At 70.4% G+C, this 23077-nt stretch carries 20 protein-coding genes and 1 pseudogene; 18 read left to right on the forward strand and 3 right to left on the reverse strand.

Annotation, left to right across the window (positions count from 1 at the left end):
* Positions 1-6 precede the first annotated feature (6 nt).
* On the reverse strand, positions 7-1248 hold the full coding sequence (locus HOO61_RS07590; RefSeq protein ID WP_172257977.1) for an isochorismate synthase: 1242 nt from the start codon (positions 1246-1248) through the stop codon (positions 7-9).
* A 129-nt stretch (positions 1249-1377) separates the two neighbouring features.
* Here HOO61_RS07590 and HOO61_RS07595 point away from each other — a divergent pair, with 129 nt between their 5' ends.
* Positions 1378-2565: an AMP-binding protein gene (locus HOO61_RS07595; RefSeq protein ID WP_172257978.1), complete on the forward strand. Its 1188-nt coding sequence runs from the start codon at positions 1378-1380 to the stop codon at positions 2563-2565.
* Between the two features lie 10 nt (positions 2566-2575).
* Here HOO61_RS07595 and HOO61_RS07600 read toward each other — a convergent pair whose 3' ends face one another.
* Positions 2576-3583, reverse strand: a complete 1008-nt coding sequence (locus tag HOO61_RS07600) for a L,D-transpeptidase family protein (protein ID WP_172257979.1) — start codon at positions 3581-3583, stop codon at positions 2576-2578.
* 112 nt (positions 3584-3695) lie between these two features.
* On the opposite strand from HOO61_RS07600, the gene HOO61_RS07605 reads away from it, so the two are divergent.
* The 16 genes and pseudogenes from HOO61_RS07605 to HOO61_RS07680 all read left to right on the forward strand — a co-directional run bounded on the left by HOO61_RS07605 (position 3696) and on the right by HOO61_RS07680 (position 21458).
* Positions 3696-4385: a demethylmenaquinone methyltransferase gene (locus HOO61_RS07605; RefSeq protein ID WP_172257980.1), complete on the forward strand. Its 690-nt coding sequence runs from the start codon at positions 3696-3698 to the stop codon at positions 4383-4385.
* A 215-nt stretch (positions 4386-4600) separates the two neighbouring features.
* Positions 4601-4960 carry an NADH-quinone oxidoreductase subunit A gene (locus HOO61_RS07610; protein ID WP_172257981.1) on the forward strand — a complete coding sequence of 120 codons (360 nt, stop codon included), beginning with the start codon at positions 4601-4603 and terminating at the stop codon, positions 4958-4960.
* A gap of 120 nt (positions 4961-5080) precedes the next feature.
* Positions 5081-5635, forward strand: coding sequence for an NADH-quinone oxidoreductase subunit B family protein (locus HOO61_RS07615; RefSeq protein WP_172257982.1), 555 nt, complete (start codon positions 5081-5083; stop codon positions 5633-5635).
* Between the two features lie 173 nt (positions 5636-5808).
* Positions 5809-6483 carry an NADH-quinone oxidoreductase subunit C gene (locus tag HOO61_RS07620; protein ID WP_367650080.1) on the forward strand — a complete coding sequence of 225 codons (675 nt, stop codon included), beginning with the start codon at positions 5809-5811 and terminating at the stop codon, positions 6481-6483.
* A gap of 70 nt (positions 6484-6553) precedes the next feature.
* Positions 6554-7894, forward strand: coding sequence for an NADH-quinone oxidoreductase subunit D (locus tag HOO61_RS07625; RefSeq protein ID WP_172257984.1), 1341 nt, complete (start codon positions 6554-6556; stop codon positions 7892-7894).
* Positions 7891-8541 carry an NADH-quinone oxidoreductase subunit NuoE gene (gene nuoE, locus HOO61_RS07630; RefSeq protein WP_172257985.1) on the forward strand — a complete coding sequence of 217 codons (651 nt, stop codon included), beginning with the start codon at positions 7891-7893 and terminating at the stop codon, positions 8539-8541. Before HOO61_RS07625 ends, nuoE begins: the two co-directional genes overlap by 4 nt.
* Entirely contained in the window at positions 8538-9848 is a 1311-nt protein-coding gene (nuoF, locus tag HOO61_RS07635) for an NADH-quinone oxidoreductase subunit NuoF (RefSeq protein WP_172257986.1), read from the forward strand. Before nuoE ends, nuoF begins: the two co-directional genes overlap by 4 nt.
* On the forward strand, positions 9845-12295 hold the full coding sequence (locus HOO61_RS07640) for an NADH-quinone oxidoreductase subunit G (protein ID WP_172257987.1): 2451 nt from the start codon (positions 9845-9847) through the stop codon (positions 12293-12295). The genes nuoF and HOO61_RS07640 overlap by 4 nt, the downstream gene beginning before the upstream one ends.
* A gap of 11 nt (positions 12296-12306) precedes the next feature.
* Complete coding sequence (gene nuoH / locus HOO61_RS07645; RefSeq protein ID WP_172257988.1) at positions 12307-13647, forward strand: NADH-quinone oxidoreductase subunit NuoH; 1341 nt, start codon at positions 12307-12309, stop codon at positions 13645-13647.
* Positions 13640-14197, forward strand: coding sequence for an NADH-quinone oxidoreductase subunit NuoI (gene nuoI, locus HOO61_RS07650; RefSeq protein WP_172257989.1), 558 nt, complete (start codon positions 13640-13642; stop codon positions 14195-14197). Before nuoH ends, nuoI begins: the two co-directional genes overlap by 8 nt.
* Before the next feature lie 58 nt (positions 14198-14255).
* Positions 14256-15092 (forward strand): annotated as a pseudogene (locus HOO61_RS07655) (NADH-quinone oxidoreductase subunit J); the annotation flags it as partial.
* Entirely contained in the window at positions 15089-15382 is a 294-nt protein-coding gene (nuoK, locus tag HOO61_RS07660; RefSeq protein ID WP_129456153.1) for an NADH-quinone oxidoreductase subunit NuoK, read from the forward strand. The pseudogene HOO61_RS07655 and the gene nuoK, both read left to right, overlap by 4 nt.
* A gap of 97 nt (positions 15383-15479) precedes the next feature.
* Positions 15480-17390 (forward strand): NADH-quinone oxidoreductase subunit L, encoded by a 1911-nt coding sequence (nuoL, locus tag HOO61_RS07665; protein WP_216658740.1) that lies wholly within the window; start codon positions 15480-15482, stop codon positions 17388-17390.
* Complete coding sequence (locus tag HOO61_RS07670; RefSeq protein WP_172257991.1) at positions 17387-18874, forward strand: NADH-quinone oxidoreductase subunit M; 1488 nt, start codon at positions 17387-17389, stop codon at positions 18872-18874. Before nuoL ends, HOO61_RS07670 begins: the two co-directional genes overlap by 4 nt.
* Positions 18871-20463, forward strand: a complete 1593-nt coding sequence (gene nuoN, locus HOO61_RS07675; RefSeq protein WP_172257992.1) for an NADH-quinone oxidoreductase subunit NuoN — start codon at positions 18871-18873, stop codon at positions 20461-20463. The genes HOO61_RS07670 and nuoN overlap by 4 nt, the downstream gene beginning before the upstream one ends.
* On the forward strand, positions 20460-21458 hold the full coding sequence (locus HOO61_RS07680) for a polyprenyl synthetase family protein (protein WP_367650063.1): 999 nt from the start codon (positions 20460-20462) through the stop codon (positions 21456-21458). The genes nuoN and HOO61_RS07680 overlap by 4 nt, the downstream gene beginning before the upstream one ends.
* A gap of 196 nt (positions 21459-21654) precedes the next feature.
* On the opposite strand, the gene rarD is transcribed toward HOO61_RS07680, so the two are convergent.
* On the reverse strand, positions 21655-22563 hold the full coding sequence (rarD, locus tag HOO61_RS07685; RefSeq protein WP_367650064.1) for an EamA family transporter RarD: 909 nt from the start codon (positions 22561-22563) through the stop codon (positions 21655-21657).
* Positions 22564-22660: 97 nt separating this feature from the next.
* Here rarD and HOO61_RS07690 point away from each other — a divergent pair, with 97 nt between their 5' ends.
* Positions 22661-23071 carry a hypothetical protein gene (locus tag HOO61_RS07690; protein WP_172257993.1) on the forward strand — a complete coding sequence of 137 codons (411 nt, stop codon included), beginning with the start codon at positions 22661-22663 and terminating at the stop codon, positions 23069-23071.
* Positions 23072-23077 lie beyond the last annotated feature (6 nt).

Here is a 23077-nt window from a genome sequence, read left to right on the forward strand (position 1 = left end):
CTCGGGTCAGCCGGCGCCCAGCGCGTCGCGGACGGGCACGAACTTCGCCTGCGACTCCGCCAGCTCGGCCTCGGGGTCCGAGCTCGCCACGATGCCGCAGCCGGCGAAGAGCCGGACCCCGGACTCGGTGACCATCGCCGAGCGCAGCGCGATGCCCCACTCGCCGTCGCCGGAGGCGTCCATCCAGCCGACGGGGCCGGCGTAGCGGTCGCGCGGCATCCCCTCGATCTCCGCGATGAGGCGCGTCGCCTCGACGGTCGGGGTGCCGCCCACGGCTGCGGAGGGGTGGAGCGACTCGGCCAGCTGCAGCGAGGTCGCGTCGTCGTGGACGACGCCGTTGACGTCGGTGGCCAGGTGCATGACGTTGGGCAGGTGGAGGACGAACGGCGCCTCCGGCACGTTCATCGACGAGCAGTGCGGCTCGAGGGCGTCGGCGACCGAGCGCACGGCGTACTCGTGCTCCTCGAGGTCCTTCGACGAGCGAGCCAGGGTCGCCGCGAGGGCGAGGTCGCGCTCGTCGTCGCCTGTACGTCGGATGGTGCCGGCCAGCACGCGCGAGGTCACCAGGCCGCGCTCACGGCGCACGAGCATCTCGGGGGTGGCGCCGAACAGCCCCTCGACGTGGAAGGTCCAGCACATCTCGTACTGGGCTGCCAGCCGGTGCAGCGGCCAGCGGACGTCGAGCGGCTCGTCGGTGGTGGCGATGAGGTCGCGGGCCAGGACGACCTTCTCCAGGTCGCCGGAGGTGATGCGCCGGACGGCCTCGGCCACGACCGACATCCACTCCTCGCCGTTGCGGGCGCCGTCCGAGAAGACGAGCCCGACGGGCGGCTCGGGAGCGGGGGCGGGGGTCAGCACGGGTGCCTCGACCGAGACGGTCGTCAGCCAGGCCCGGTCGCCGCGACGCCCGACGACGACCTGGGGGATGACGAGCACGGAGTCACCGGGCTCGTCGGCGAAGGCGAAGGCACCGAAGCAGACGAGGCCCGTGCCCGGCTCGGCCACCTGGTCCTCGACGTCGGCGCGCGCGACGGTCTCCGCCCACCACTTCACCGCGTCGCTGAACCTGGTCGGTCCTGACGTCTCCAGGCGGGCGGCGACACCCCAGCCGACCAGGCCCTCGCCGCGGCGCAGCCAGCTGACCGGCTCCTGCCGGGGCAGCAGGTCGAGGAGGGGGAGATCCGACGGGTCCACCGGGACGGTGCGCACGACGAGCGGCGGGGTGGAGGCGGACGCGGGGGTCGTCACGAGTGGGGAGCCTACGCCGAGGCGTGCAGGGCGAGGACGGGAGATCGGCCAAACGGCGAACAGGAGAGGCGTCGGTCACCTAGGTTGCCCGGTGACCGACACACCCCCAGGATGCCCAGGAGCCCGCACGTGCCTGCCCACGAATCTCCGCTCGTCCGGTTGGAGCGTCACGCGCGCAACCGCGCGCTCGAGGTCGCGGTGACGGAGGTGCGCGACGGCTCGTGGACCACGCTGACGTGGAACGAGCTCTACCGCCGCGTGATCGACGGCGCCGCCGGCATGATCGAGGCCGGGGTCAACCCGGGCCAGGTGGTGGTCATCCGGGTCCCGACGGGCGTCCGCCAGCTCGAGCTCGAGCTCGCCACGCGCGTCGCCGGCGCGGTGCCGCTGCTGCTGCCCGAGCACCTCGATCCCGCCGAGGTGGGTCGGCTCCTCGACGAGGTGGAGGTGCGGCTCGTCGTCGTCGACGACGAGAGCCGACTGTCGCTGCTGCGGCGTGCCGCCCTGGCCGACGCCCAGCTCTTCGAGTGCGACGACCGCTCGTGGGAGCGGCTGCGCGGGATGGGCCTCGAGCGGCGCAAGCGCCAGCCCGACCTGCTGTCCTGGGTTGCCGGCGCGCGCGCCGGCGCCTCCTCCGCGCCGGTGCTGGGCCTGCCCCGGGAGAAGGCCCAGGCCTGGCTCTTCCGCCCCGAGTGCTCCGGTGCGCTGTCCGACATCACCGGCACGGACGTCGTCCTGCTGACCGGCGAGGCGACCGACCGCTTCACGACCGTCGCGCGCGACGCGCACCTCACGTCGGGATTCACCCTCGCGTGGGTCGAGAGGCCGGAGGAGCTCGAGGCGGCCCTCGCCCACGTCGCGCCGACCCACGTGCTGCTCGACCACACGGCGGCCCGGGTGCTGGAGGACCTCCTCGAGGCCGGCACCGTCGACGGCTCGCCGTGGCACGCGACCCCGAGCGAGGTCCTCGACGCCGCGTCCGCCCAGGTCGCCGAGGCGCGGCTCGGCTCGAAGGAGCGCAAGCTCGCCGCCGAGGTCACCGCCCTGGCGCCCTGGTGGGGCGGCCGGTTGCGGGTGCTGGTGATGGACGCCCGTGTCCACCGCAGGATCAGCGCGCTGGCGACCACGCTGGGCTTCCGCCTCGGACGCGTCGCGCACCACCCGGCCGTCCGGCTCGAGCTGTCGCGCGAGCACGCGGTGGTCGACGTACCGGCGGCGCCGCAGGTCGAGGCCGCCTCGGTCTCGCTCCCGCGTCGTGGTCGGGCGGGCGACGGGCTGGACTCGGCCTTCTCGCTCGCCGGCACGCCCGGCTCCTGAGCCGGCTCGCTCAGGAGCGGTAGACGATCACCTTGTCGCCGAGCCGGACCCGGTCGAACAGCCACGCGACGGTGGCGCGGTCGCGCACGTTGACGCAGCCGTGGGACGCGCCGTCGTAGCCGTTGGCGGCGAAGTCGGGGGAGTAGTGCACCGCCTGCCCGCCCGAGAAGAACATGGCGTAGGGCATCGGCGTGTCGTAGAGGCTCGACACGTGGTCGCGCGACTTGCGGAACACGGTGAACGCCCCCTCGCGCGTGGGCAGCTCGTCGGAGCCGAAGCGCACCTCGACGGTCTCGAGGACCACGCCGTCGACGACCCAGCGCAGCGAGCGTGACGTCTTGTCGATGCACATCGCCCGCCCCGAGAGGCAGCGCTGGTCGAGGGCCGGGCCCGAGGGCTCGATGTTGAACAGCTCGGCCTTCGTCGGCTCCCGGGTCATCGCCTTGAGCCGGGTCAGCGTGCGCCGGTCGACCGCGCCGGTCACCGGGATCCGCCGCTTCGCCTGGAAGCCCCTCACCGCCTTCACCGTCGCGCCGGTGTAGCGACCGGTCACCTCGGCGTCGTACCAGCGGATCTGTGCGAGGCGCGCCTGCACCTGACGCACCCACATGCCCGTGTCGCCGCGCTGCAGCAGCGGCCTGCCGGGGGTGTAGACGTTGTGCAGCGCCTCGGTCGTCGGCTCGGTCGTCAGGCTCACGACCTTGAGCCACGTGCGCTCGTCGACGACACCGTCGGCGGTCCAGCCGCGGCGGCGCTGGAAGGTCGCGACCCCGTCACGGGTCTCGCGGTCGAACCGGTTGGTGACGACCTCGGAGTGCAGGTCGAGCTGGTGCAGCCGGCTCTGCAGCACCCGCACTCGCCACCCCGAGTCGCCGAGCTGCATCGGGGCGAAGGCGGCGCGCGCCGTCGGGGCGGCGGATGCGCTGGCGGACGCGGCGACGCCGCCAACACCGGTCAGGGTGCAGATCAGGGCGCAGAGCACCGCGAGGACGAGCGCAGGAGCGCGGTGACGTGACATGTGGGTCCTCCCCCGGAAGCCGTCGACCTGGAGATCGACGTGGTGATCATAGGGACGTACGACGACCACCCCGCGTTGCACCTTCCGGGGTTCGGACGCCTACGCTCGCGGCGTGGCCCGCGCTGACCTGGACAAGCAACCGACCGACGTTCGTCGCATGTTCGACACCGTGGCGAAGCGCTACGACCTCACCAACGACCTCATGACGGCGGGCATCCAGCGCACCTGGCGCCGCGCCATGGTCGACGCCGTCGCGCCGCAGCGCGGCGACCTGGTGCTCGACCTCGCCGCCGGCACGGGCTGCTCGAGCGAGCCCTTCGGAGCCCACGGGGCCACCGCCGTGCCGTGCGACTTCTCGGTCGGCATGCTCCAGCAGGGGAAGAAGGACCGGCCGTCGCTGCCGTTCGTCGCCGGCGACGGCACCCGGCTGCCGTTCCTCGACGACACGTTCGACGCGGTGACGATCTCGTACGGCCTGCGCAACTTCGTCGACCCGGTGGCGGGGCTCAGGGAGATGCTCCGCGTCACCCGGCCGGGCGGCCGACTCGTGGTGTGCGAGTTCAGCACCCCCGCCAACGGCGCGTTCCGCAGCCTCTACATGGACGGCTTCATGCGCGCGCTGCCCGCGATCGCCTCCCTGACCGCGAGCGCCTCCGACGCCTACGTCTACCTCGCCGAGTCGATCCGCGCCTGGCCGGACCAGGAGGGACTCGCGGAGATGGTCGCCGAGGCCGGCTGGCAGCGGCCCGAGTGGCGCAACCTCACCGGCGGCATCGTCGCGCTGCACCGCGCGACCGCCTGACCAGTCGCAGCGCATTTAGTGCACGCAATCGTCACCTAAATCCGCAGGTCAGGCCCGCAATCGCGGCGTCCGGGCTGGTCCGGACCCCCACGTGACGTATGTGACACCGGAGTCCTAGACTGTGGCCCGCGCCACTCGTGAAGCCATTCACAAGGGCACATGTCTCACGGCACAGGCCCACCAGGGCGTGGCGCAGGTCCACCGGAAGGGAAGCGATGGAGCTCTACACGCCGATCCTGGCGCTGGCACTCATCGCGACGGGCTTCGCGGTCTTCTCCGTGATCATGAGCGCCGTCGTGGGTCCCAAGCGCTACAACCGGGCGAAGCTCGACTCCTACGAGTGCGGCATCGAGCCGACGCCGCAGCCCGTCGGAGGCGGAAGGATCCCGGTGAAGTACTTCATCACCGCGATGCTCTTCATCGTCTTCGACATCGAGATCATCTTCCTCTACCCGTGGGCCGTCCACTTCGACCAGATGGCCCTCTTCGGCCTCGTCGAGATGGTCCTCTTCATCGGCACTGTGTTCGTGGCCTACGCCTACGTGTGGCGCCGCGGCGGACTGGACTGGGATTGATGGCCGCCATGTACGCACATTGCCGGCGTTCTCGTCGCTCGACGACCAAACCCGGGTCGCCTTCGCTCCTCGGCCTTGGCACTGCACGCACCTGGCGACCCTCAACGGGAGGAATCTGAGATGGGTCTCGAAGAGAAGCTGCCGTCGGGTGTCTTGCTGACCACCGTCGAGGGCGTCGCGGGCTACATGCGCAAGGCGTCGTTCTGGCCCGCCACCTTCGGCCTGGCCTGCTGCGCCATCGAGATGATGACCACGGGCGCCCCCAAGTACGACCTCGCGCGCTTCGGCATGGAGGTCTTCCGCGCCAGCCCCCGCCAGGCCGACCTGATGATCGTCGCCGGCCGCGTCAGCCAGAAGATGGCCCCGGTCCTGCGCCAGATCTACGACCAGATGCCCGAGCCCAAGTGGGTCCTGGCGATGGGGGTCTGCGCCTCCTCCGGCGGCATGTTCAACAACTACGCGATCGTCCAGGGCGTCGACCACGTCGTGCCCGTCGACATGTACCTCCCCGGCTGCCCGCCGCGCCCGGAGATGCTCATCGACGCGATCCTCAAGCTGCACGACCAGGTCCAGCACACCAAGCTGGGTGCCAACCGTCGCGACGAGGTCGCCGAGCTCGAGACCGCCGCGCTGCGTGCCCTGCCCACCTCGGAGATGAAGGGTCTGCTCCGGTGAGCGACAAGCCCGACGAGAAGGCCGCCGGCAAGGCCCAGGACGAGTCCGACGACAAGACCGACAAGAACGAGGCCGCGCGTCCCGCCGAGGAGCGCAACCTCGAGAAGGCCAAGTCCGAGACCGGCACCGGCAGCGGCGTCGAGCAGCCGGCGCCCGAGCAGTCCCCGGAGAACGTGCCCGCCCCGACCGGTGAGGTCCGGGCGGTCGGCGAGCGCCGCGGCATGTTCGGCGTCTCCGGCACCGGCGACACGTCCGGCTACGGCGGCCTCGTCAGCGCAACGGTGTTCCCGCCGCCCTCGCAGAAGCCGTACGGCGGCTGGTTCGACGAGGTGGCCGGAGCGCTGGAGGCGCGGCTCGAGGCGACCGAGCTCACCTCGGCCATCGAGAGCGTCGTGGTCCACCGCGGCGAGATCACCTTCCACGTCCGCCGCGAGGACCTGCCGTTCGTGGCGCAGATGCTCCGCGACGACGAGGCGCTGCGCTTCGAGTTCTGCTCCGGCGTCAGCGGCGTCCACTACCCCGAGGACTCGGGTCGCGAGCTGCACGCGGTCTACCACCTGACGTCGATGACCCACAACCGTCGCATCCGCGTCGAGGTCACCGCGCCGGACAGCGACCCGCACGTGCCGAGCCTGGTGAGCATCTACCCGACGCTCGACTGGCACGAGCGCGAGACCTACGACATGTTCGGGCTGATCTTCGACGGTCACCCCGCTCTGACCCGGGTGCTCATGCCGGACGACTGGCCGGGCCACCCGCAGCGCAAGGACTACCCGCTCGGCGGCATCCCCGTCGAGTACAAGGGCGGGTCCATCCCTCCGCCGGACCAGCGAAGGTCGTACAACTGATGATCCACCCCACTCGATTCTCCGTTCCTCCGCTCCGCTCCTCCACGAACAATCGATCGGGGACCCCGGAATGACTACCGAGCAGGACTTCTACGCCGCGCCCGGCGAGACCAGCCAGGGCCGCGTCTTCACCGTCACGGGCCAGGACTGGGACTCGATCACGCAGAGCATCGGCGAGTCCGCCGAGGAGCGGGTCGTGGTCAACATGGGCCCCCAGCACCCCTCCACCCACGGCGTGCTCCGACTCATCCTCGAGCTCGAGGGCGAGACGGTCACCGAGGCCCGCTGCGGCATCGGCTACCTCCACACCGGCATCGAGAAGAACATGGAGTACCGCTCCTGGGTGCAGGGCACGACGTTCTGCACCCGCATGGACTACCTCTCCCCGTTCTACAACGAGGCCACCTACGTGCTGGGCGTGGAGCGCCTGCTCGACATCGAGGACGACATCCCCGAGAAGGCGCAGGTCATGCGCGTGCTCCTGATGGAGCTCAACCGCATGTCCTCGCACCTGGTCGCCATCGCGACCGGCGGCATGGAGATCGGCGCCCTCACGGTGATGACGATCGGCTTCCGCGAGCGCGAGCTCGTGCTCGACCTCTTCGAGCTGATCACCGGCCTGCGCATGAACCACGCGTTCATCCGCCCCGGCGGCGTCGCCCAGGACCTCCCGCCCGGCGCCCTCGACGAGATCCGCGACTTCATCGCGCTGATGAAGAAGCGCCTCCCGGAGTACGCCGCCCTCTGCAACGCCAACCCGATCTTCAAGGGACGCCTCGAAGGTGTCGGCCACCTCGACCTGGCCGGCTGCCTCGCGCTCGGCCTCACCGGGCCGGTGCTCCGCTCGACCGGCTACGCCTGGGACCTGCGCAAGACCCAGCCCTACTGCGGCTACGAGGACTACGACTTCGAGGTCCAGACCTGGGACACCGCCGACTCCTACGGCCGCTTCCGCATCCGGCTCAACGAGATGTGGGAGTCGCTCAAGATCGTCGAGCAGTGCGCCGACCGCCTCGCCGGCCTCGAGGGCGCGCCCGTGATGGTGGGTGACAAGAAGATCGCGTGGCCCAGCCAGCTCGCCATCGGCAGCGACGGCATGGGCAACAGCCTCGACCACATCCGCCACATCATGGGCGAGTCCATGGAGGCGCTGATCCACCACTTCAAGCTGGTGACCGAGGGCTTCCGGGTCCCGGCAGGCCAGGCCTACGTCCCGATCGAGTCGCCGCGCGGCGAGCTGGGCGCCCACGTCGTCTCCGACGGCGGTACGCGACCCTTCCGCGCGCACTTCCGCGACCCGTCGTTCACCAACCTGCAGGCGACGAGCGTGATGAGCGAGGGCGGCATGGTCGCCGACGTCATCGTCGCCATCGCCTCGATCGACCCCGTGATGGGAGGCGTCGACAGATGAGTCTCGACGACAAGACCTGGGCCGAGCTGCGCGAGATCGCGGCCCGCTACCCCGAGGCCCGGTCCGGCCTGCTGCCGATGCTGCACCTCGTGCAGTCGGTCGAGGGCCGGATCACCCCCGAGGGCATCGAGGCGTGTGCCGAGGTCCTCGGCATCAGCGCCGCCGAGGTCAACGGGGTCGCGACCTTCTACACGATGTACAAGCGCAAGCCGGTCGGCGACTACCACGTCGGCGTCTGCACCAACACGCTGTGCGCAGTCATGGGCGGCGACCTGATCTTCGAGCGCCTCAAGGACCACCTCGACGTCGGCAACGACGAGACCACCGAGGACGGCAAGATCACCCTCGAGCACGTCGAGTGCAACGCGGCGTGCGACTACGCCCCGGTGATGATGGTCAACTGGGAGTTCATGGACAACCAGACGCCCGAGTCGGCCGTCCAGGTCGTCGACGACCTGCGCGCCGGACGCGAGGTCCACTCGACCCGTGGGCCGCGGCTGTGCACCTGGCGCGAGGCCGAGCGCGTGATGGCCGGTTTCCCCGACGACCGCGCCGATGAGGGACCGGCCGCCGGTCCTGCCTCGCTGGCCGGTCTCGCGATCGCCCGCGAGAAGGGCTGGACCGCTCCGGAGGGAGAGAGCAAGTGACGGACACACTGACCCCGGTCCTCACCGACAACTGGGACGCCGAGCGCGCCTGGACGCTGGCGTCGTACGAGGAGCGCGGTGGCTACGCCGCCCTCGACAAGGCGTTCGCGATGACGCCCGACGACGTGATCACCGCCGTCAAGGACTCCGGTCTCCGCGGCCGCGGTGGCGCCGGCTTCCCGACGGGCATGAAGTGGGGCTTCATCCCGCAGGACAACCCGAGGCCGAAGTACCTCGTCGTCAACGCCGACGAGTCCGAGCCGGGCACCTGCAAGGACATCCCGCTGATGATGGCCAGCCCGCACACGCTGGTCGAGGGCGTCATCGTCAGCTCCTACGCCATCCGCGCCCACACTGCGTTCATCTACGTGCGCGGCGAGGTCCTCCACGTCATCCGTCGCCTCCAGCGCGCCGTGCAGGAGGCCTACCTGGCCGGCCACCTCGGCAAGAACATCCACGGCTCGGGCTACGACCTCGACCTGATCGTGCACGCCGGTGCGGGTGCGTACATCTGCGGCGAGGAGACGGCGCTGCTCGAGGGCCTCGAGGGACGTCGCGGCCAGCCGCGCCTGCGCCCGCCGTTCCCGGCCGTGGCCGGGCTCTACGCCAGCCCGACCGTGATCAACAACGTCGAGTCGATCGCCTCCGTGCCGAGCATCATCACCAACGGCGCCGCCTGGTTCGCCGGCATGGGCACCGAGAAGTCCAACGGCTTCGGCATCTTCAGCCTGTCCGGGCACGTGAAGAACCCCGGCCAGTACGAGGCCCCGCTGGGCATCACGCTGCGCCAGCTGCTCGACCTGGCCGGAGGGGTCCGAGAAGGTCACGAGCTGAAGTTCTGGACGCCCGGCGGCTCCAGCACGCCGCTGCTGACCCCCGAGCACCTCGACGTACCGCTCGACTTCGAGTCCGTGGGCGCGGCCGGTTCGATGCTCGGCACCCGCGCCCTGCAGATCTTCGACGAGACGACCTGCGTGGTCCGCGCGGTGCTGCGGTGGACCGAGTTCTACAAGCACGAGTCGTGCGGCAAGTGCACCCCGTGCCGCGAGGGCACCTGGTGGCTGGCGCAGACCCTGGCCCGCCTGGAGAAGGGCGAGGGCAGCGAGGACGACCTCGACCTGCTCCTCGACCAGTGCGACAACATCCTGGGCCGCGCGTTCTGCGCGCTCGGCGATGGAGCGACGAGCCCGATCTCGAGCTCGATCCAGTACTTCCGGGACGAGTACCTCGCCCACCTGACCCACGGCGGCTGCCCGTTCGACCCGGCCGCCTCGACCGCCTTCGCACCGGTTGGAGCCACTGCATGACAGCGACCGACAAGGCGCCGGAGAAGACCGACGTCGACCTGGTCACCCTGACCATCGACGGCGTCCAGGTCAGCGTCCCCAAGGACACGCTGGTCATCCGCGCCGCCGAGCAGGTCGGGGTGCAGATCCCGCGCTTCTGCGACCACCCGCTGCTCGACCCGGTCGGCGCGTGCCGCCAGTGCCTGGTCGACATCCCCGACGCCGGCAACGGCCGCGGCTTCCCGAAGCCTCAGGCCTCCTGCACGCTGCCGGTCGCCGAGGGCATGGTGGTCAACACCCAGGCCACGAGCGAGGTGGCCGACAAGGCCCAGCAGGGAATCATGGAGTTCCTGCTGATCAACCACCCGCTCGACTGCCCGGTCTGCGACAAGGGCGGCGAGTGCCCCCTGCAGAACCAGGCGATGAGCAACGGTCGCGGCGAGAGCCGCTTCTCGGCCAAGGGCGGGATCAAGCGCACGTTCCCCAAGCCGATCAACATCTCCGCCCAGGTGCTGCTCGACCGCGAGCGCTGCGTGCTGTGCGCGCGCTGCACCCGCTTCTCCGAGCAGGTCGCCGGTGACCCGTTCATCGCCCTCGCCGAGCGCGGTGCGCTGCAGCAGGTCGCGATCTACGAGCGCGAGCCCTTCGAGAGCTACTTCTCCGGCAACACGATCCAGATCTGCCCGGTGGGTGCGCTCACCTCGGCGGACTACCGCTTCCGCTCACGTCCCTTCGACCTGGTCTCCACGCCCGGGGTCGCCGAGCACGATGCCTGCGGGGCCGCGATCCGCGTCGACCACCGTCGCGGCAAGGTCATGCGGCGCCTCGCGGGCAACGACCCCGAGGTCAACGAGGAGTGGATCAGCGACAAGGACCGCTTCGCCTTCCGTTACACGCAGGTCGACGACCGGATCACCTACCCGCAGGTCCGCGAGGAGGGCGTGCTGCGCCCCGCATCGTGGACCGAAGCGTTCGCCGTGGCCGCCCGCGGCCTGCGCGACGCCGGCGCCGCGGCCGTGCTCACCGGCGGCCGGCTGACCGCCGAGGACGCCTACGCCTACGCCAAGTTCGCCCGGGTCTCCCTCGGCACCAACGACATCGACTTCCGTGCCCGCCCGCACAGCGCCGAGGAAGCGAGCTTCCTCGCCAGCCACGTCGCACTCGCCGGTGACGTCACCTACGCCGACCTCGAGGCAGCTCCCGTCGTGGTGCTGCTGGGCCTCGAGCCCGAGGACGAGGCAGCGACGCTCTTCCTGCGGCTGCGCAAGGCCGCCAGGAAGGGTCGTACGCAGGTCGTGTCGGTGGCGCCCTACGCCTCGCGCGGGCTGACCAAGATGAACGGCCGCCTCGTGCCGGCCGCGCCCGGCACCGAGGTCGAGGTGATCGGCTCGCTCAAGGACGCCGAGCACGGCGTCACCAAGGACGCCGTGGTCCTCGTCGGGGAGCGCCTCGCCCAGACCCACGGTGCGCTCAGCGCAGCCGCCGAGCTCGCCGCCGGCACCGGCGCCCGCATCGCGTGGGTGCCGCGTCGCGCCGGCGACCGCGGCGCGGTCGAGGCCGGTGCGCTGCCCAACCTCCTGCCCGGCGGACGTCCGCTCACCGAGGCGGCAGCCCGTGTCGACCTGGGCGCCGCATGGGGGGCGGACCAGCTCCCCGCCAAGGTCGGCCGTGACGGCAACGCCATCGTCGCGGCACTGGCCAAGGGCGACCTCGGCGGCCTCGTCGTCGGTGGCGTCGACCCCGACGACACCGCCGACCCCGCCGCCTTCCGCGCCGCCCTCGACGTCGCCCGGTTCGTCGTCAGCCTCGAGCTGCGCGAGACCGACGTGACCCGCGTCGCCGACGTCGTGCTCCCGGTGGCCCCGGTCACCGACAAGGCCGGCACCTTCGTGACGTGGGACGGGCGCGCGCGGTCCTTCGACGCGGTGTTCGCCAACCCGGCGTCGCTGCCCGACCTGCGCGTCCTGTCCGGCATCGCCGACGAGCTCGCCGCGATCGGGCACGGTCGCCCGCTCGGCTTCCGCACGGTCGCCGAGGTGCGTGACGAGATGCAGTCGCTCGGCCCGTGGGACGGCGCCCGCCCGGCACTCGACGCCGGCAAGGCACCGAAGCCGGCCAAGGCCCCGAAGAACGCCGGGACCGCCTTCGCGTTGGCGACCTGGAAGCAGCTCATCGACCTCGGCTCGATGCAGGACGGCGAGGAGCACCTCCGCGCCACCGCCCGCAGGCCGGTCGCGCGCGTGAGCCGCGCGTCGTACGAGTCGGTGCTCGGCATGCTCGAGGCCCAGCCCGGCGACGAGCCGCTCGTCACCGTCACCGGTGACCGGGGCAGCATGACGCTGCCCGTCGTGGTCGCCGACATGCCCGACGGCGTCGTCTGGGTCCCGGCCCGGTCGATCGGTCGCGGCGTCCTCGCCGAGCTCGCCTCGCCCGGCAGCACGGTCACCCTGAAGGGAGCAGCACAGTGACGGGTCCAGTGATGCATCTCGCCCCGCTGGCGGCGGACCTGCCCGACCCCGGCCTGGCCGCCTTCGGCCAGGACCCGTGGTGGGTCATCGCCCTCAAGGCCGTCCTCATCTTCTTGATCCTCGTGCTGCTGACGCTCTTCAACATCTGGTTCGAGCGCCGGGTCGTGGCCCGGATGCAGCACCGCGTCGGGCCCAACGTGCACGGCCCCTTCGGCCTCCTGCAGTCGCTGGCCGACGGCGTGAAGCTCGCGCTCAAGGAGGACATCATCCCCAAGGCGGCCGACAAGGTCGTCTTCCTGCTCGCGCCCGTCATCGCCGTCGTTCCCGCCTTCGTCACCTGGGCGGTCATCCCGCTCGGCCCGGTGGTGAACTTCTTCGGCCACGAGACCCCGCTGCAGCTGACCGACATGCCGGTGGCCGTGCTCTTCATGCTCGCCATCGCCTCGATCGGCATCTACGGCATCGTCCTCGGTGGCTGGTCGTCCGGCTCGACGTACTCCCTGCTGGGCGGCCTGCGCTCGAGCGCGCAGATGATCTCCTACGAGGTCGCCATGGGCCTCGCGCTGGTCGCGGTCTTCCTCTACGCCGGGTCGATGTCGACCTCGGAGATCGTCGCCGCCCAGGACCGGCTGTGGTTCGGCCTGATCCTGCTGCCGTCGTTCGTGATCTACGTGATCTCGATGGTCGGCGAGACCAACAGAGCACCCTTCGACCTGCCCGAGGCCGAGGGTGAGCTGGTCGGCGGCTTCCACACCGAGTACTCCAGCCTGAAGTTCGCCCTGTTCTTCCTGGCCGAGTACATCAACCTCGCGACCGTGTCGGCCATCGCCACCACCCTCTTCCTGGGCGGCTGGGCCGCGCCGTGGGGCATCGAGAACGTGTGGGAGGGCGCCAACAGCGGCTACTGGCCCCTGCTGTGGTTCTTCGGCAAGGTCTTCTGCTTCATCTTCCTGTTCGTCTGGCTGCGCGGCTCGCTGCCCCGCATGCGCTACGACCAGTTCATGGCGCTGGGCTGGAAGATCCTCATCCCGGTCTCGCTGGCCTGGATCGTGGCCGTCGCGACGATCCGCGTCATCTCGCTCGAGGGCAACATCAACCGCACCTACCTCGTCGCCGCCATCGCGGTGCTGCTCGTCCTGACCGTCGGACTGATGTTCGTCGGCGACAAGGGCGACACCTCGGACGAGGAGGCCGCGATCGAGGCGAGCGAGGAGCCGCACGACGCGTTCGCCGGTGGCTTCCCCGTGCCGCCGATGCCCACGGGCGGTGCCGTCCGCGGAGGCGCCGCGCCGCTGTCGTTCGCCCAGAGCCGCACCACCGTCACCGCTGCAGCGGAGGAGAACCATGAGTGAGTCCCCTCAGTCCGGGCAGGGGTCCAAGGGCATCAAGGAGAGCCTCTGGGACCCGATCGCCGGGTTCGGCGTCACCTTCCGGACCATGTTCAAGAAGGTCGTCACCGAGCAGTACCCGTTCGAGAAGCTGCCGACGGCTCCCCGCTTCCACGGCCGGCACCAGCTCAACCGCTGGCCCGACGGCCTGGAGAAGTGCATCGGGTGCGAGCTCTGCGCCTGGGCGTGCCCGGCCGACGCGATCTACGTCGAGGGCGCGTCCAACGTCGACCTCCCCGACGGTTCGGGACGGTTCAGCCCCGGTGAGCGCTACGGCCGCGTCTACCAGATCAACTACCTGCGCTGCATCCTGTGCGGGCTGTGCATCGAGGCGTGCCCGACGCGCGCCCTGACGATGACCAACGAGTACGAGCTCGCCGACGACAACCGCGCCGACCTGATCTACGAGAAGTCCGACCTGCTGGCGCCGCTGCTGCCGGGCATGGAGGAGCCGCCGCACGCGATGCGACTCGGCGACGACGAGGGTGACTACTACCGGGGGGCCACCCGATGAACCACCCCACGAAGTTCTCGTCCTCCCCCGCTGCGCTCCTCCGCACGACAACTCCGAGGGGACCCCGATGACGTTCTGGATCCTGGCCCCGATCATGGTGGCCGCCGCGCTGGGCATCCTGTTCGTCCGCAAGGCCGTGCACGCCGCGCTGCTGCTCGCCGTCGTGATGATCAGCCTGGCGTTCCTCTACGCCGTGCTCGACGCGCCGTTCCTCTTCGCGGTGCAGATCATCGTCTACACCGGCGCGATCCTCATGCTGTTCCTCTTCGTGATGATGCTCATCGGCGTCGACGCGACCGACTCCGTGGTGGAGACCATCCGCGGCCAGCGCGTGATGGCGGTCGTCCTCGGCCTGCTGTTCGGCACCGTGCTGGTGCTCGGTGTCAGCCAGGTCGCGCTCGGCGCGGTGGTCGGGCTCGACGAGGCCAACGCCGGCGGCAACGTGCCGGCGATCGCCAACATCCTGTTCTCCCGCTATGTCTTCGCCTTCGAGGCGACCAGCGCCCTGCTGATCACCGCCGCCCTCGGCGCGATGGTGCTCGCCCACCGCGAGCGCCTGACGCCGAAGCAGACGCAGGCCGACCTCGCCGCCCAGCGCATGCGTGACTACGCCGAGCACGGCAAGCACCTCGGGCCGCTGCCCTCGCCGGGCGTCTACGCCCGGCACAACGCGGTGGACACCCCGGCCCTGCTGCCCGACGGCACCGCCGCCGAGTCGTCGGTCTCCCGGGTGCTCGCCGCCCGCGGCACGGTCCGTTCGGCTCCCGCGCTCGCCGACGACATCGACGACGTACGACGTCAGATCGCCGGCTTCGACGGGCACGACCCGGCCACGATGCCCGAGACCTCCGGCAAGGCCGGCGCGCCCGCGAGCACGGAAGAGGACGTCAAGTGACCCAGTACATCGTCCTCTCGGCGATCCTCTTCACGATCGGCTGCGTCGGCGTCCTCACGCGCCGCAACGCCATTGTCGTGTTCATGTGCGTCGAGCTGATGCTCAACGCCTGCAACCTGGCGTTCGTGGCGTTCGCCCGCCAGCACGGCAACCTCGACGGCCAGATCACCGCGTTCTTCGTGATGGTGGTGGCGGCTGCCGAGGTCGTGATCGGACTCGCGATCATCATGACCATCTTCCGCACCCGACGCTCGGCCTCGGTCGACGACGCCAGCCTGCTGAAGTACTGAGGGAGCACCTGTGAACCTGTTGTCCCACTCAGTCCTCGCGGTCGGCCTCCCCATGGCCGAGGAGGGCGCCCACACGACCCCCGTGGTCGCGCCCGACATGGGCGCGGGCGGTGTCTTCGACCTGCTCTGGCTGGTCATCGCGCTCCCGGCGCTCGGCGCGATCCTGCTGCTCGGCGTCGCGCCGTTCCTGCCGACCTCGCTCAGGGCGACCGCCGACAAGCACGGCCACCTCCTCGGCACCGCGATGGCCGCACTCTCCTTCGTGCTGAGCCTCGTGCTGTTCTTCGCGCTGCTCGGCCGCGACGCCGAGTCGCGCCAGATCGGCCAGCAGCTGTGGACCTGGTTCGAGACCGGCTCGCTGACGGTCGGCATGGATCTGCTCTACGACCAGCTGGCCGCGCTCTTCCTGCTCCTCATCACCGGTGTCGGGTCGCTGATCCACGTCTACGCCATCGGCTACATGGAGCACGACCCCCGTCGCCGCCGCTTCTTCGGCTACCTCAACCTGTTCGTCGCGGCCATGCTCATGCTGGTCCTCTCGGCGAACTTCGTGGGCCTCTTCCTGGGCTGGGAGGGCGTCGGCCTCGCGTCCTACCTGCTCATCGGCTTCTGGCAGCACAAGCCGTCGGCCGCGGCCGCGGCCAAGAAGGCCTTCGTGATCAACCGCGTCGGAGACATCGGCCTGTCGCTGGCGATCGCGCTGATGTTCGCGACGTTCGGCACCACCGACTTCGGCGCGGTCAGCGAGCTCGCCGGCGAGGCGAGCCAGGGCACCCTCAACGCCCTCGGCCTGCTGCTCCTGCTCGGCGCGTGCGGCAAGTCCGCGCAGGTGCCGCTGCAGGCCTGGCTGCTCGACGCGATGGAGGGCCCGACCCCGGTCTCGGCCCTGATCCACGCGGCGACCATGGTCACCGCCGGCGTCTACCTCGTCGTGCGCTCGAACTTCATCTACGAGCTCACGCCCGTCGCGCAGACCGCGGTCGTCGTCGTCGCCACCGTCACGCTCCTGTGGGGTGCGATCCTCGGTTGCGCCAAGGACGACATCAAGAAGGCGCTGGCCGGCTCGACCATGAGCCAGATCGGCTACATGATGCTGGCCGCCGGACTCGGTCCCGTGGGCTACCCGTTCGCGATCTTCCACCTGCTGACGCACGGATTCTTCAAGGCCAACATGTTCCTCGGCGCGGGCTCGGTGATGCACGGGATGAACGACGACGTGGACATGCGCCACTACGGGGCGCTCAACAAGGCGATGCCGGTCACCTTCCTGACCTTCGCGATGGGCTACCTTGCGATCATCGGCTTCCCGGGCTTCTCCGGCTTCTGGTCCAAGGACAAGATCATCGAGTCGGCGCTGGCCGACAACCTGGTCATCGGCGTCCTGGCCCTCCTCGGCGCCGGCATCACGGGCTTCTACATGACCCGCCTGATGCTGATGACCTTCTTCACCACCAAGCGGTGGGAGAAGGACGTGCACCCGCACGAGTCGCCCAAGGTGATGACCGTGCCGCTGATCGTGCTGGCCGCGCTGTCCGTCCTCGGCGGCGCCCTGCTGCTCGGCGACTGGATCGTCACCTGGCTCGAGCCGGTGACCGGTGTCGCCGAGCACCACGAGCCGCCGCTGCCGGCCATCGTGATCACGCTGATCATCACCGCCGTCGTCGCGCTCGGCGTGGCCGCGGCCTGGTTCCTGGTCGGCAAGCGCGAGATCCCGCGCGAGGCCCCGCAGGACGTGTCGTTCGCGACCCGCGCCGCTCGCGCCGACCTCTACGGCGACGCGATCAACGACGCCGTCGTCGTACGTCCCGGAGCAGGACTGGTCGGTGGCCTGGCCACCTTCGACCGCGTCGGCGTCGACGGTGTCGTCGAGGGCGGGTCCTCCGCCGTCGGCGGCCTGTCCACCACGTTGCGTCGAGTCCAGAACGGCTTCGTCCGCTCCTACGCCCTGTCCCTCCTCGGTGGCGCCCTGCTGGTCGTCCTCGCTCTGCTGGCGGTGAACCTCGGATGATCCTGACTGTCCTGATCCTGCTGCCGCTCGTCGGCGCGCTCGTCACGGCCTTCGTGCCGGCTGCGGTCGCCCGGCTGGTCGGCCTCGGCTTCGCCGCCGCGACCCTCGTCGCCGGCATCGTGGCCGCGACGCAGTACACGCTGGGCGGCGGCATGCAGCTCACCGAGACCCGCACGTGGATCGAGTCCCTCGGGGTCCACTACGCGCTCGGCGTCGACGGCCTCGGCCTGCTGATGGTCCTGCTCACGGTCGTCCTCGTGCCGATCGTGCTGCTCGCCGGCTGGCACGAGTCGGAGGCCCCGGGCAACAACGGCGCGAAGTCCTTCTTCGCCTGGACCCTGGCCCTCGAGGCCATGTCGCTGGCCGTCTTCACCGCCACCGACGTGCTGCTCTTCTACGTCGTGTTCGAGGCGACCCTGATCCCGGCCTACTTCCTCATCGGCGGCTTCGGCCGGGCCGGCCGGGGGCGTGCCGCGACCAAGTTCCTCATCTACCAGCTCGCCGGCGGCCTCATCATGCTCGCCTCGGTGATCGGGCTCTACGTCGTCTCCGCGAACGCGGGCAACCCGAGCTTCCTCATCAGCGACCTGGCCGCCCTCGACATCGACGAGACGACGCAGCGCTGGCTGTTCGTCGGCTTCTTCGTCGCCTTCGCGATCAAGGCGCCGATGTTCCCGGTGCACACCTGGCTGGCCGACACGACGGAGAAGGCGACCACCGGCACCTCGGTGCTGCTGGTCTGCATCCTCGACAAGATCGGCACCTTCGGCATGCTGCGGTTCTGCCTCGGGCTGCTGCCCGACGCGTCGCAGTGGGCGACACCGGTCGTGGTCGTGCTCGCGCTGATCTCGATCATCTACGGCGCGCTGGTCGCCATCGGCCAGGACGACGTCCTGCGCCTCATCGGCCTCACGTCGCTCTCGCACTTCGGCTTCATCGTGCTGGGCATCTTCGTCTTCAGCTCCAACGGCAGCACCGGGGCGATCCTCTACATGGTCAACCACGGCATCGCGACGGCGCTGATGTTCCTGGTGGCCGGGTTCCTGATCCACCGCACCGGCACCGCCTCCATCCGCGAGATGGGCGGGGTCGAGAAGGCCGCCCCGGTGCTCGCCGGCTTCTTCCTCGTCGGCGGCCTCGCCGCAGCCGGCCTGCCCGGCCTGTCGCCGTTCGTGTCCGAGATGCTCGTCATCATCGCCGCGTTCGACCACCACTGGCTGGTCGGCTCGGTCGCGGTGCTCGCAATCGTCCTGGCCGCGTTCTACGCGCTCTGGATGTACCAGCGCACGATGACCGGACCCGACCGGGTCGGCATGGCCCCGGTGGCCGACCTCGACCGTCGTGAGGTGGGCATCCTCGCCCCGCTGCTGCTCGCGCTCGTGCTGTTCGGCTTCTACCCGATGCCGCTGCTCGACGTCATCAACCCGTTCGTCCACGACTCGCTCGCGAGTGTGGGCATCGGCCAGGAGGGTGGTCCCCAGTGACCGAGTTCGTGAAGCCCAGCGTCGAGTACTTCGAGCTCTGGCCGCTGCTGGTCGTCTTCGGTGTCGCCTGCCTCGGCGTCGTCGTCGAGGCGTTCCTCCCGCGCTCGGTCCGCTACACCGCCCAGGTGGTGCTGGCCCTCGGCGGCCTCGTGCTCGCCCTCGTCGGTGTCGTGCTCGTCGCGCAGGACGTCCAGACGTACGACGACGGCGCCGCGCGCGGCGTGCTCGCCGTCGGTGGCACGATCGCGGTCGACGGGCCGAGCCTCTTCATCTGGGGCCTGGTCCTCGCGCTGGCGATCGCCGGGGTGCTGCTCTTCGCCGAGCGCCACCTCGACGGCGGGGTGTCGGCGTTCGCCGGCCAGGCCGCGGCGGTGCCGGGCACCGACGCGGAGACCGCGTCCATCGCGGCCAACCGCGAGCACACCGAGGTCTACCCGCTGATGATGTTCGCGGTCTTCGGCATGATGCTCTTCCCGGCGGCCAACGACCTGCTCACGATGTTCGTCGGCCTCGAGGTCCTCTCGCTGCCGCTCTACCTGCTCAGCGGCCTCGCCCGTCGGCGTCGCCTGCTCAGCCAGGAGGCAGCGCTCAAGTACTTCCTGCTCGGCGCCTTCTCGTCCGGCTTCTTCCTCTACGGTGCCGCGTTGCTCTACGGCTACGCCGGCTCCCTGGACTTCGCTGCGATCAACGAGGCCGTGCGCAACGACGTCGGCAACCAGAGCCTGCTGCTCATCGGCACGGGCCTGCTGTCGGTCGGCCTGCTCTTCAAGGTCGGTGCGGTGCCGTTCCAGGCGTGGACGCCCGACGTCTACCAGGGCGCGCCGACCCCGGTGACCGCCTTCATGGCGGCCGGCACCAAGGTCGCCGCCTTCGGCGCGATCATGCGCCTGTTCTACGTCGCGCTCGGCGCCGACCGCTGGTCGTGGCAGCCGATGCTCTGGATCATCGCCGTGCTCTCGATGTTCGTCGGCGCCGCGCTGGCCATCACGCAGACCGACATCAAGCGCCTGCTCGCCTACTCCTCGGTCGCGCACACCGGCTTCATCCTCACCGGCGTCGTGGGCCTGCAGGCCTCCGACCAGCTCGCCGTCGGCGAGATCAGCTCGGTCCAGGCCGTGCTCTTCTACCTCGCGACCTACGGCTTCGCGACGATCGGCGCCTTCGCGGTCGTCAGCCTGGTGCGCGACGGCGGTGGCGAGACCACCGCCATCGACCGGTGGGCGGGCCTGGGCAAGGAGTCGCCGGTCGTGGCGGCCGTCTTCGCGTTCTTCCTGCTGGCCATGGCGGGCATCCCGCTCACCTCCGGGTTCGTGGGCAAGCTCGCGGTCTTCTCGGTGGCCCTCGCGGCGGGTGCCTGGCCGGTCGTGGTCGCGGCCGTGCTCGCGAGCATCGTCGCGGCGTTCCTCTACGTCCGGGTCATCAAGGTCATGTACTTCGACAAGCCGGTCGGCGACGGTCCGAGCGTGGCGTACCCCTCGGTGCTCACCGCCACGACCATCGCCGTCGGCGCCGCGATCACCCTCGTCCTCGGCGTGCTGCCGGGCCCGGTGCTCGACCTCGCGGCGGTTGCGGGAGAATTCATCAGGTGACCGACTCGCCCCTCGCCATGCCCGTCGTCGACCCCGCTCTCGAGCAGCGGCTGGTCGAGCGGCTGGCGCGCATCGAGGAGATGCTCGCCGACCACTGCAAGGGGCGTGCCGAGTTCGTCTCGGAGGCCGCGGCCCACCTGATGATGGCCGGCGGCAAGCGGTTCCGGCCGCTGCTGGTGCTGCTCGCCGCCGAGGCCGGTCCCGACCCTGACGCGGAGGCGGTCGAGACCGCCGCCTGCGTCGTCGAGCTCACCCACGTCGCCTCGCTCTACCACGACGACGTCATGGACGAGGCGTCCCTGCGCCGCGGTGCCACCACGGCCAACGCCCGCTGGGACAACAACGTCGCCATCCTCACCGGCGACTTCCTCTTCGGCCGCTCCTCCGAGCTCACCGCCGAGCTCGGACCCGAGGCCGTCCTCATCCAGGCCCGCACGTTCACCCGCCTCGTCGAGGGCCAGATCATGGAGACGGTCCCGCCGGGCCCTGGCGAGGACCCGCTGGCGCACTACCTCGACGTCGTCGCCGGCAAGACCGGCTCGCTGATCGCGACCTCCGCCCGCTATGGCGCGATGTTCAGCGGCGCCCGCCCCGAGGTCGTCGAGGCGCTGAGCTCCTACGGCGAGATCGTCGGCTCGGCCTTCCAGCTGACCGACGACATCCTCGACATCGCCTCGGAGTCCGACACCTCCGGCAAGACGCCCGGCACCGACCTCCGCGAGGGCGTACCCACTCTCCCCGTCCTCATGGCCCAGGCCTCGACCGACCCGGCCGACGCCCGCCTGCTGTCGCTGCTCGGCCGCCCGCTGGCCGACGACGCCGAGCACGCCGAGGCGCTCGAGCTGCTGCGTCGCCACCCCGCCATCGACCAGGCCCGCGACCACGTGCTCGCCGAGGCCGCCCGCGCCAAGAAGCTCCTCGAGGCCCTCGACCCCGGCCCCGTCCGTACGGCGCTGGAGTCCTTCGCCGACATCGTCGCGACCCGCACCTCCTGAGTCGAAACCCGGTCAGACGAGCGGCTTCACTCAGACCGCGTCGGCCTGCGCGAGCGGTGAGTCAGGCATGTTCCGCGGCCGGCAAACCTGCGTGACCCACCGCTGCCCGGGGGAGCGGTGGTGAAGCCACATTTCTGGTCGCCGGAATGTGGGTGGGCCACCGCCGCCCGCGTGTCGTACGCCGCCAGGGAAGGGCTCAGACGGCGCTGGCCTGGGCGATGAGGCGCAGCTGGCGGCGGCGGTGGTTCAGCGCCTCGACGGTGAAGATCGCGAGCGCGACCCAGACGAGGCCGAAGCCGATCCAGCGGCTGGCGGGCATGTCCTCCTGGAAGACGAGGATGCCGAGGGCGAACTGGATCGTGGGGGCGAGGTACTGCAGCAGCCCGAGCGAGACCATCGAGACCCGGATCGCCGCGGCGCCGAAGAGCATGAGGGGTACGGCGGTGATCACGCCGGTGGTGGTGAAGAGGAGGGCGTGCCCGACGCCGTTGGTGCCGAAGGTGGAGGCGCCGGTGGCGACGAGCCAGGCGACGTACGCCGCTGCGAACGGCGCGATGATGAGGGTCTCCAGCGTGATGCTCTCCACGGCGCCGACACCCGCCTGCTTCTTGAGCAGGCCGTAGGTGCCGAAGGAGAAGGCGAGCACGAGCGCGACCCAGGGCGGGCGACCGTAGTCGAGGGTCAGCACGACGACCGCGAAGAACGCGATCGCCATCGCGACCCACTGCAGCCGTCGCAGGCGCTCGCCGAGGACGAGGACGCCCATCAGCACGGTCACGAGCGGGTTGATGAAGTAGCCCAGCGACGTCTCGACGACGCGGCCGTTGTTGACGCCCCAGATGTAGCCGCCCCAGTTGACGGTGATGACGACGGCCGCGCAGCTGATCAGGAGCAGCCTGCGCCGGTCGCGGAGCAGGGCGCGGAACTGCTCGACGCGTCGTGCCAGCACCAGGATGACCAGCATCGTGAGCACCGACCAGACGATGCGGTGGGCGAGGATCTCGAGCGCACCGGCCGGCTCGAGCAGCGTCCAGTAGAGAGGGAACGTGCCCCAGAGGGTGTAGGCCAGTGCGCCGAAGATCAGTCCGCGTCGGCTATCTGGCACTCCCGGAGTCTAGAGGCGCCCCGTCACCTACGATGGGGTGGCCTCGGGGTCGGGACCCTGCGGCAGTCAGACATCACCACTCGAGGGGGAACTCACCATGCGGACTCTCCGCACCGTCCTGGCGACTCTGGTCGCCGCCCTGCTCGTCGTCGGCGTGCTCACCACGAGCGCCGGTGCCGGGTCGCTGCCGAAGCGGATCATCGACGAGGTCCCGCCGCGCGACAAGCAGGTCTCCTACAACGCCTTCAAGCTCAAGGGCACCGTCATGGAGCCGCAGATCGACGGCACCCTGCTGCCCTACGCCAAGCAGAAGGTGAAGATCCTCAAGAAGAAGTGCGGCAGCTGCAAGTGGAAGACCGTGAAGAAGGTCAAGACCAACGACAGCGGCGTGTTCAAGACGCGCATCTTCGCCCCCGACCGCGGCCGGTGGAAGTGGCGCTCGAAGGTCGACCACTCCAACGGCTACGGCAACACCAAGGGCAAGGTCTGGACCCTCTACTTCGACTGAGGCCCG

This window comes from Nocardioides sp. zg-1230 (assembly GCF_013155335.1).
Taxonomy (GTDB): Bacteria; Actinomycetota; Actinomycetes; order Propionibacteriales; family Nocardioidaceae; genus Nocardioides.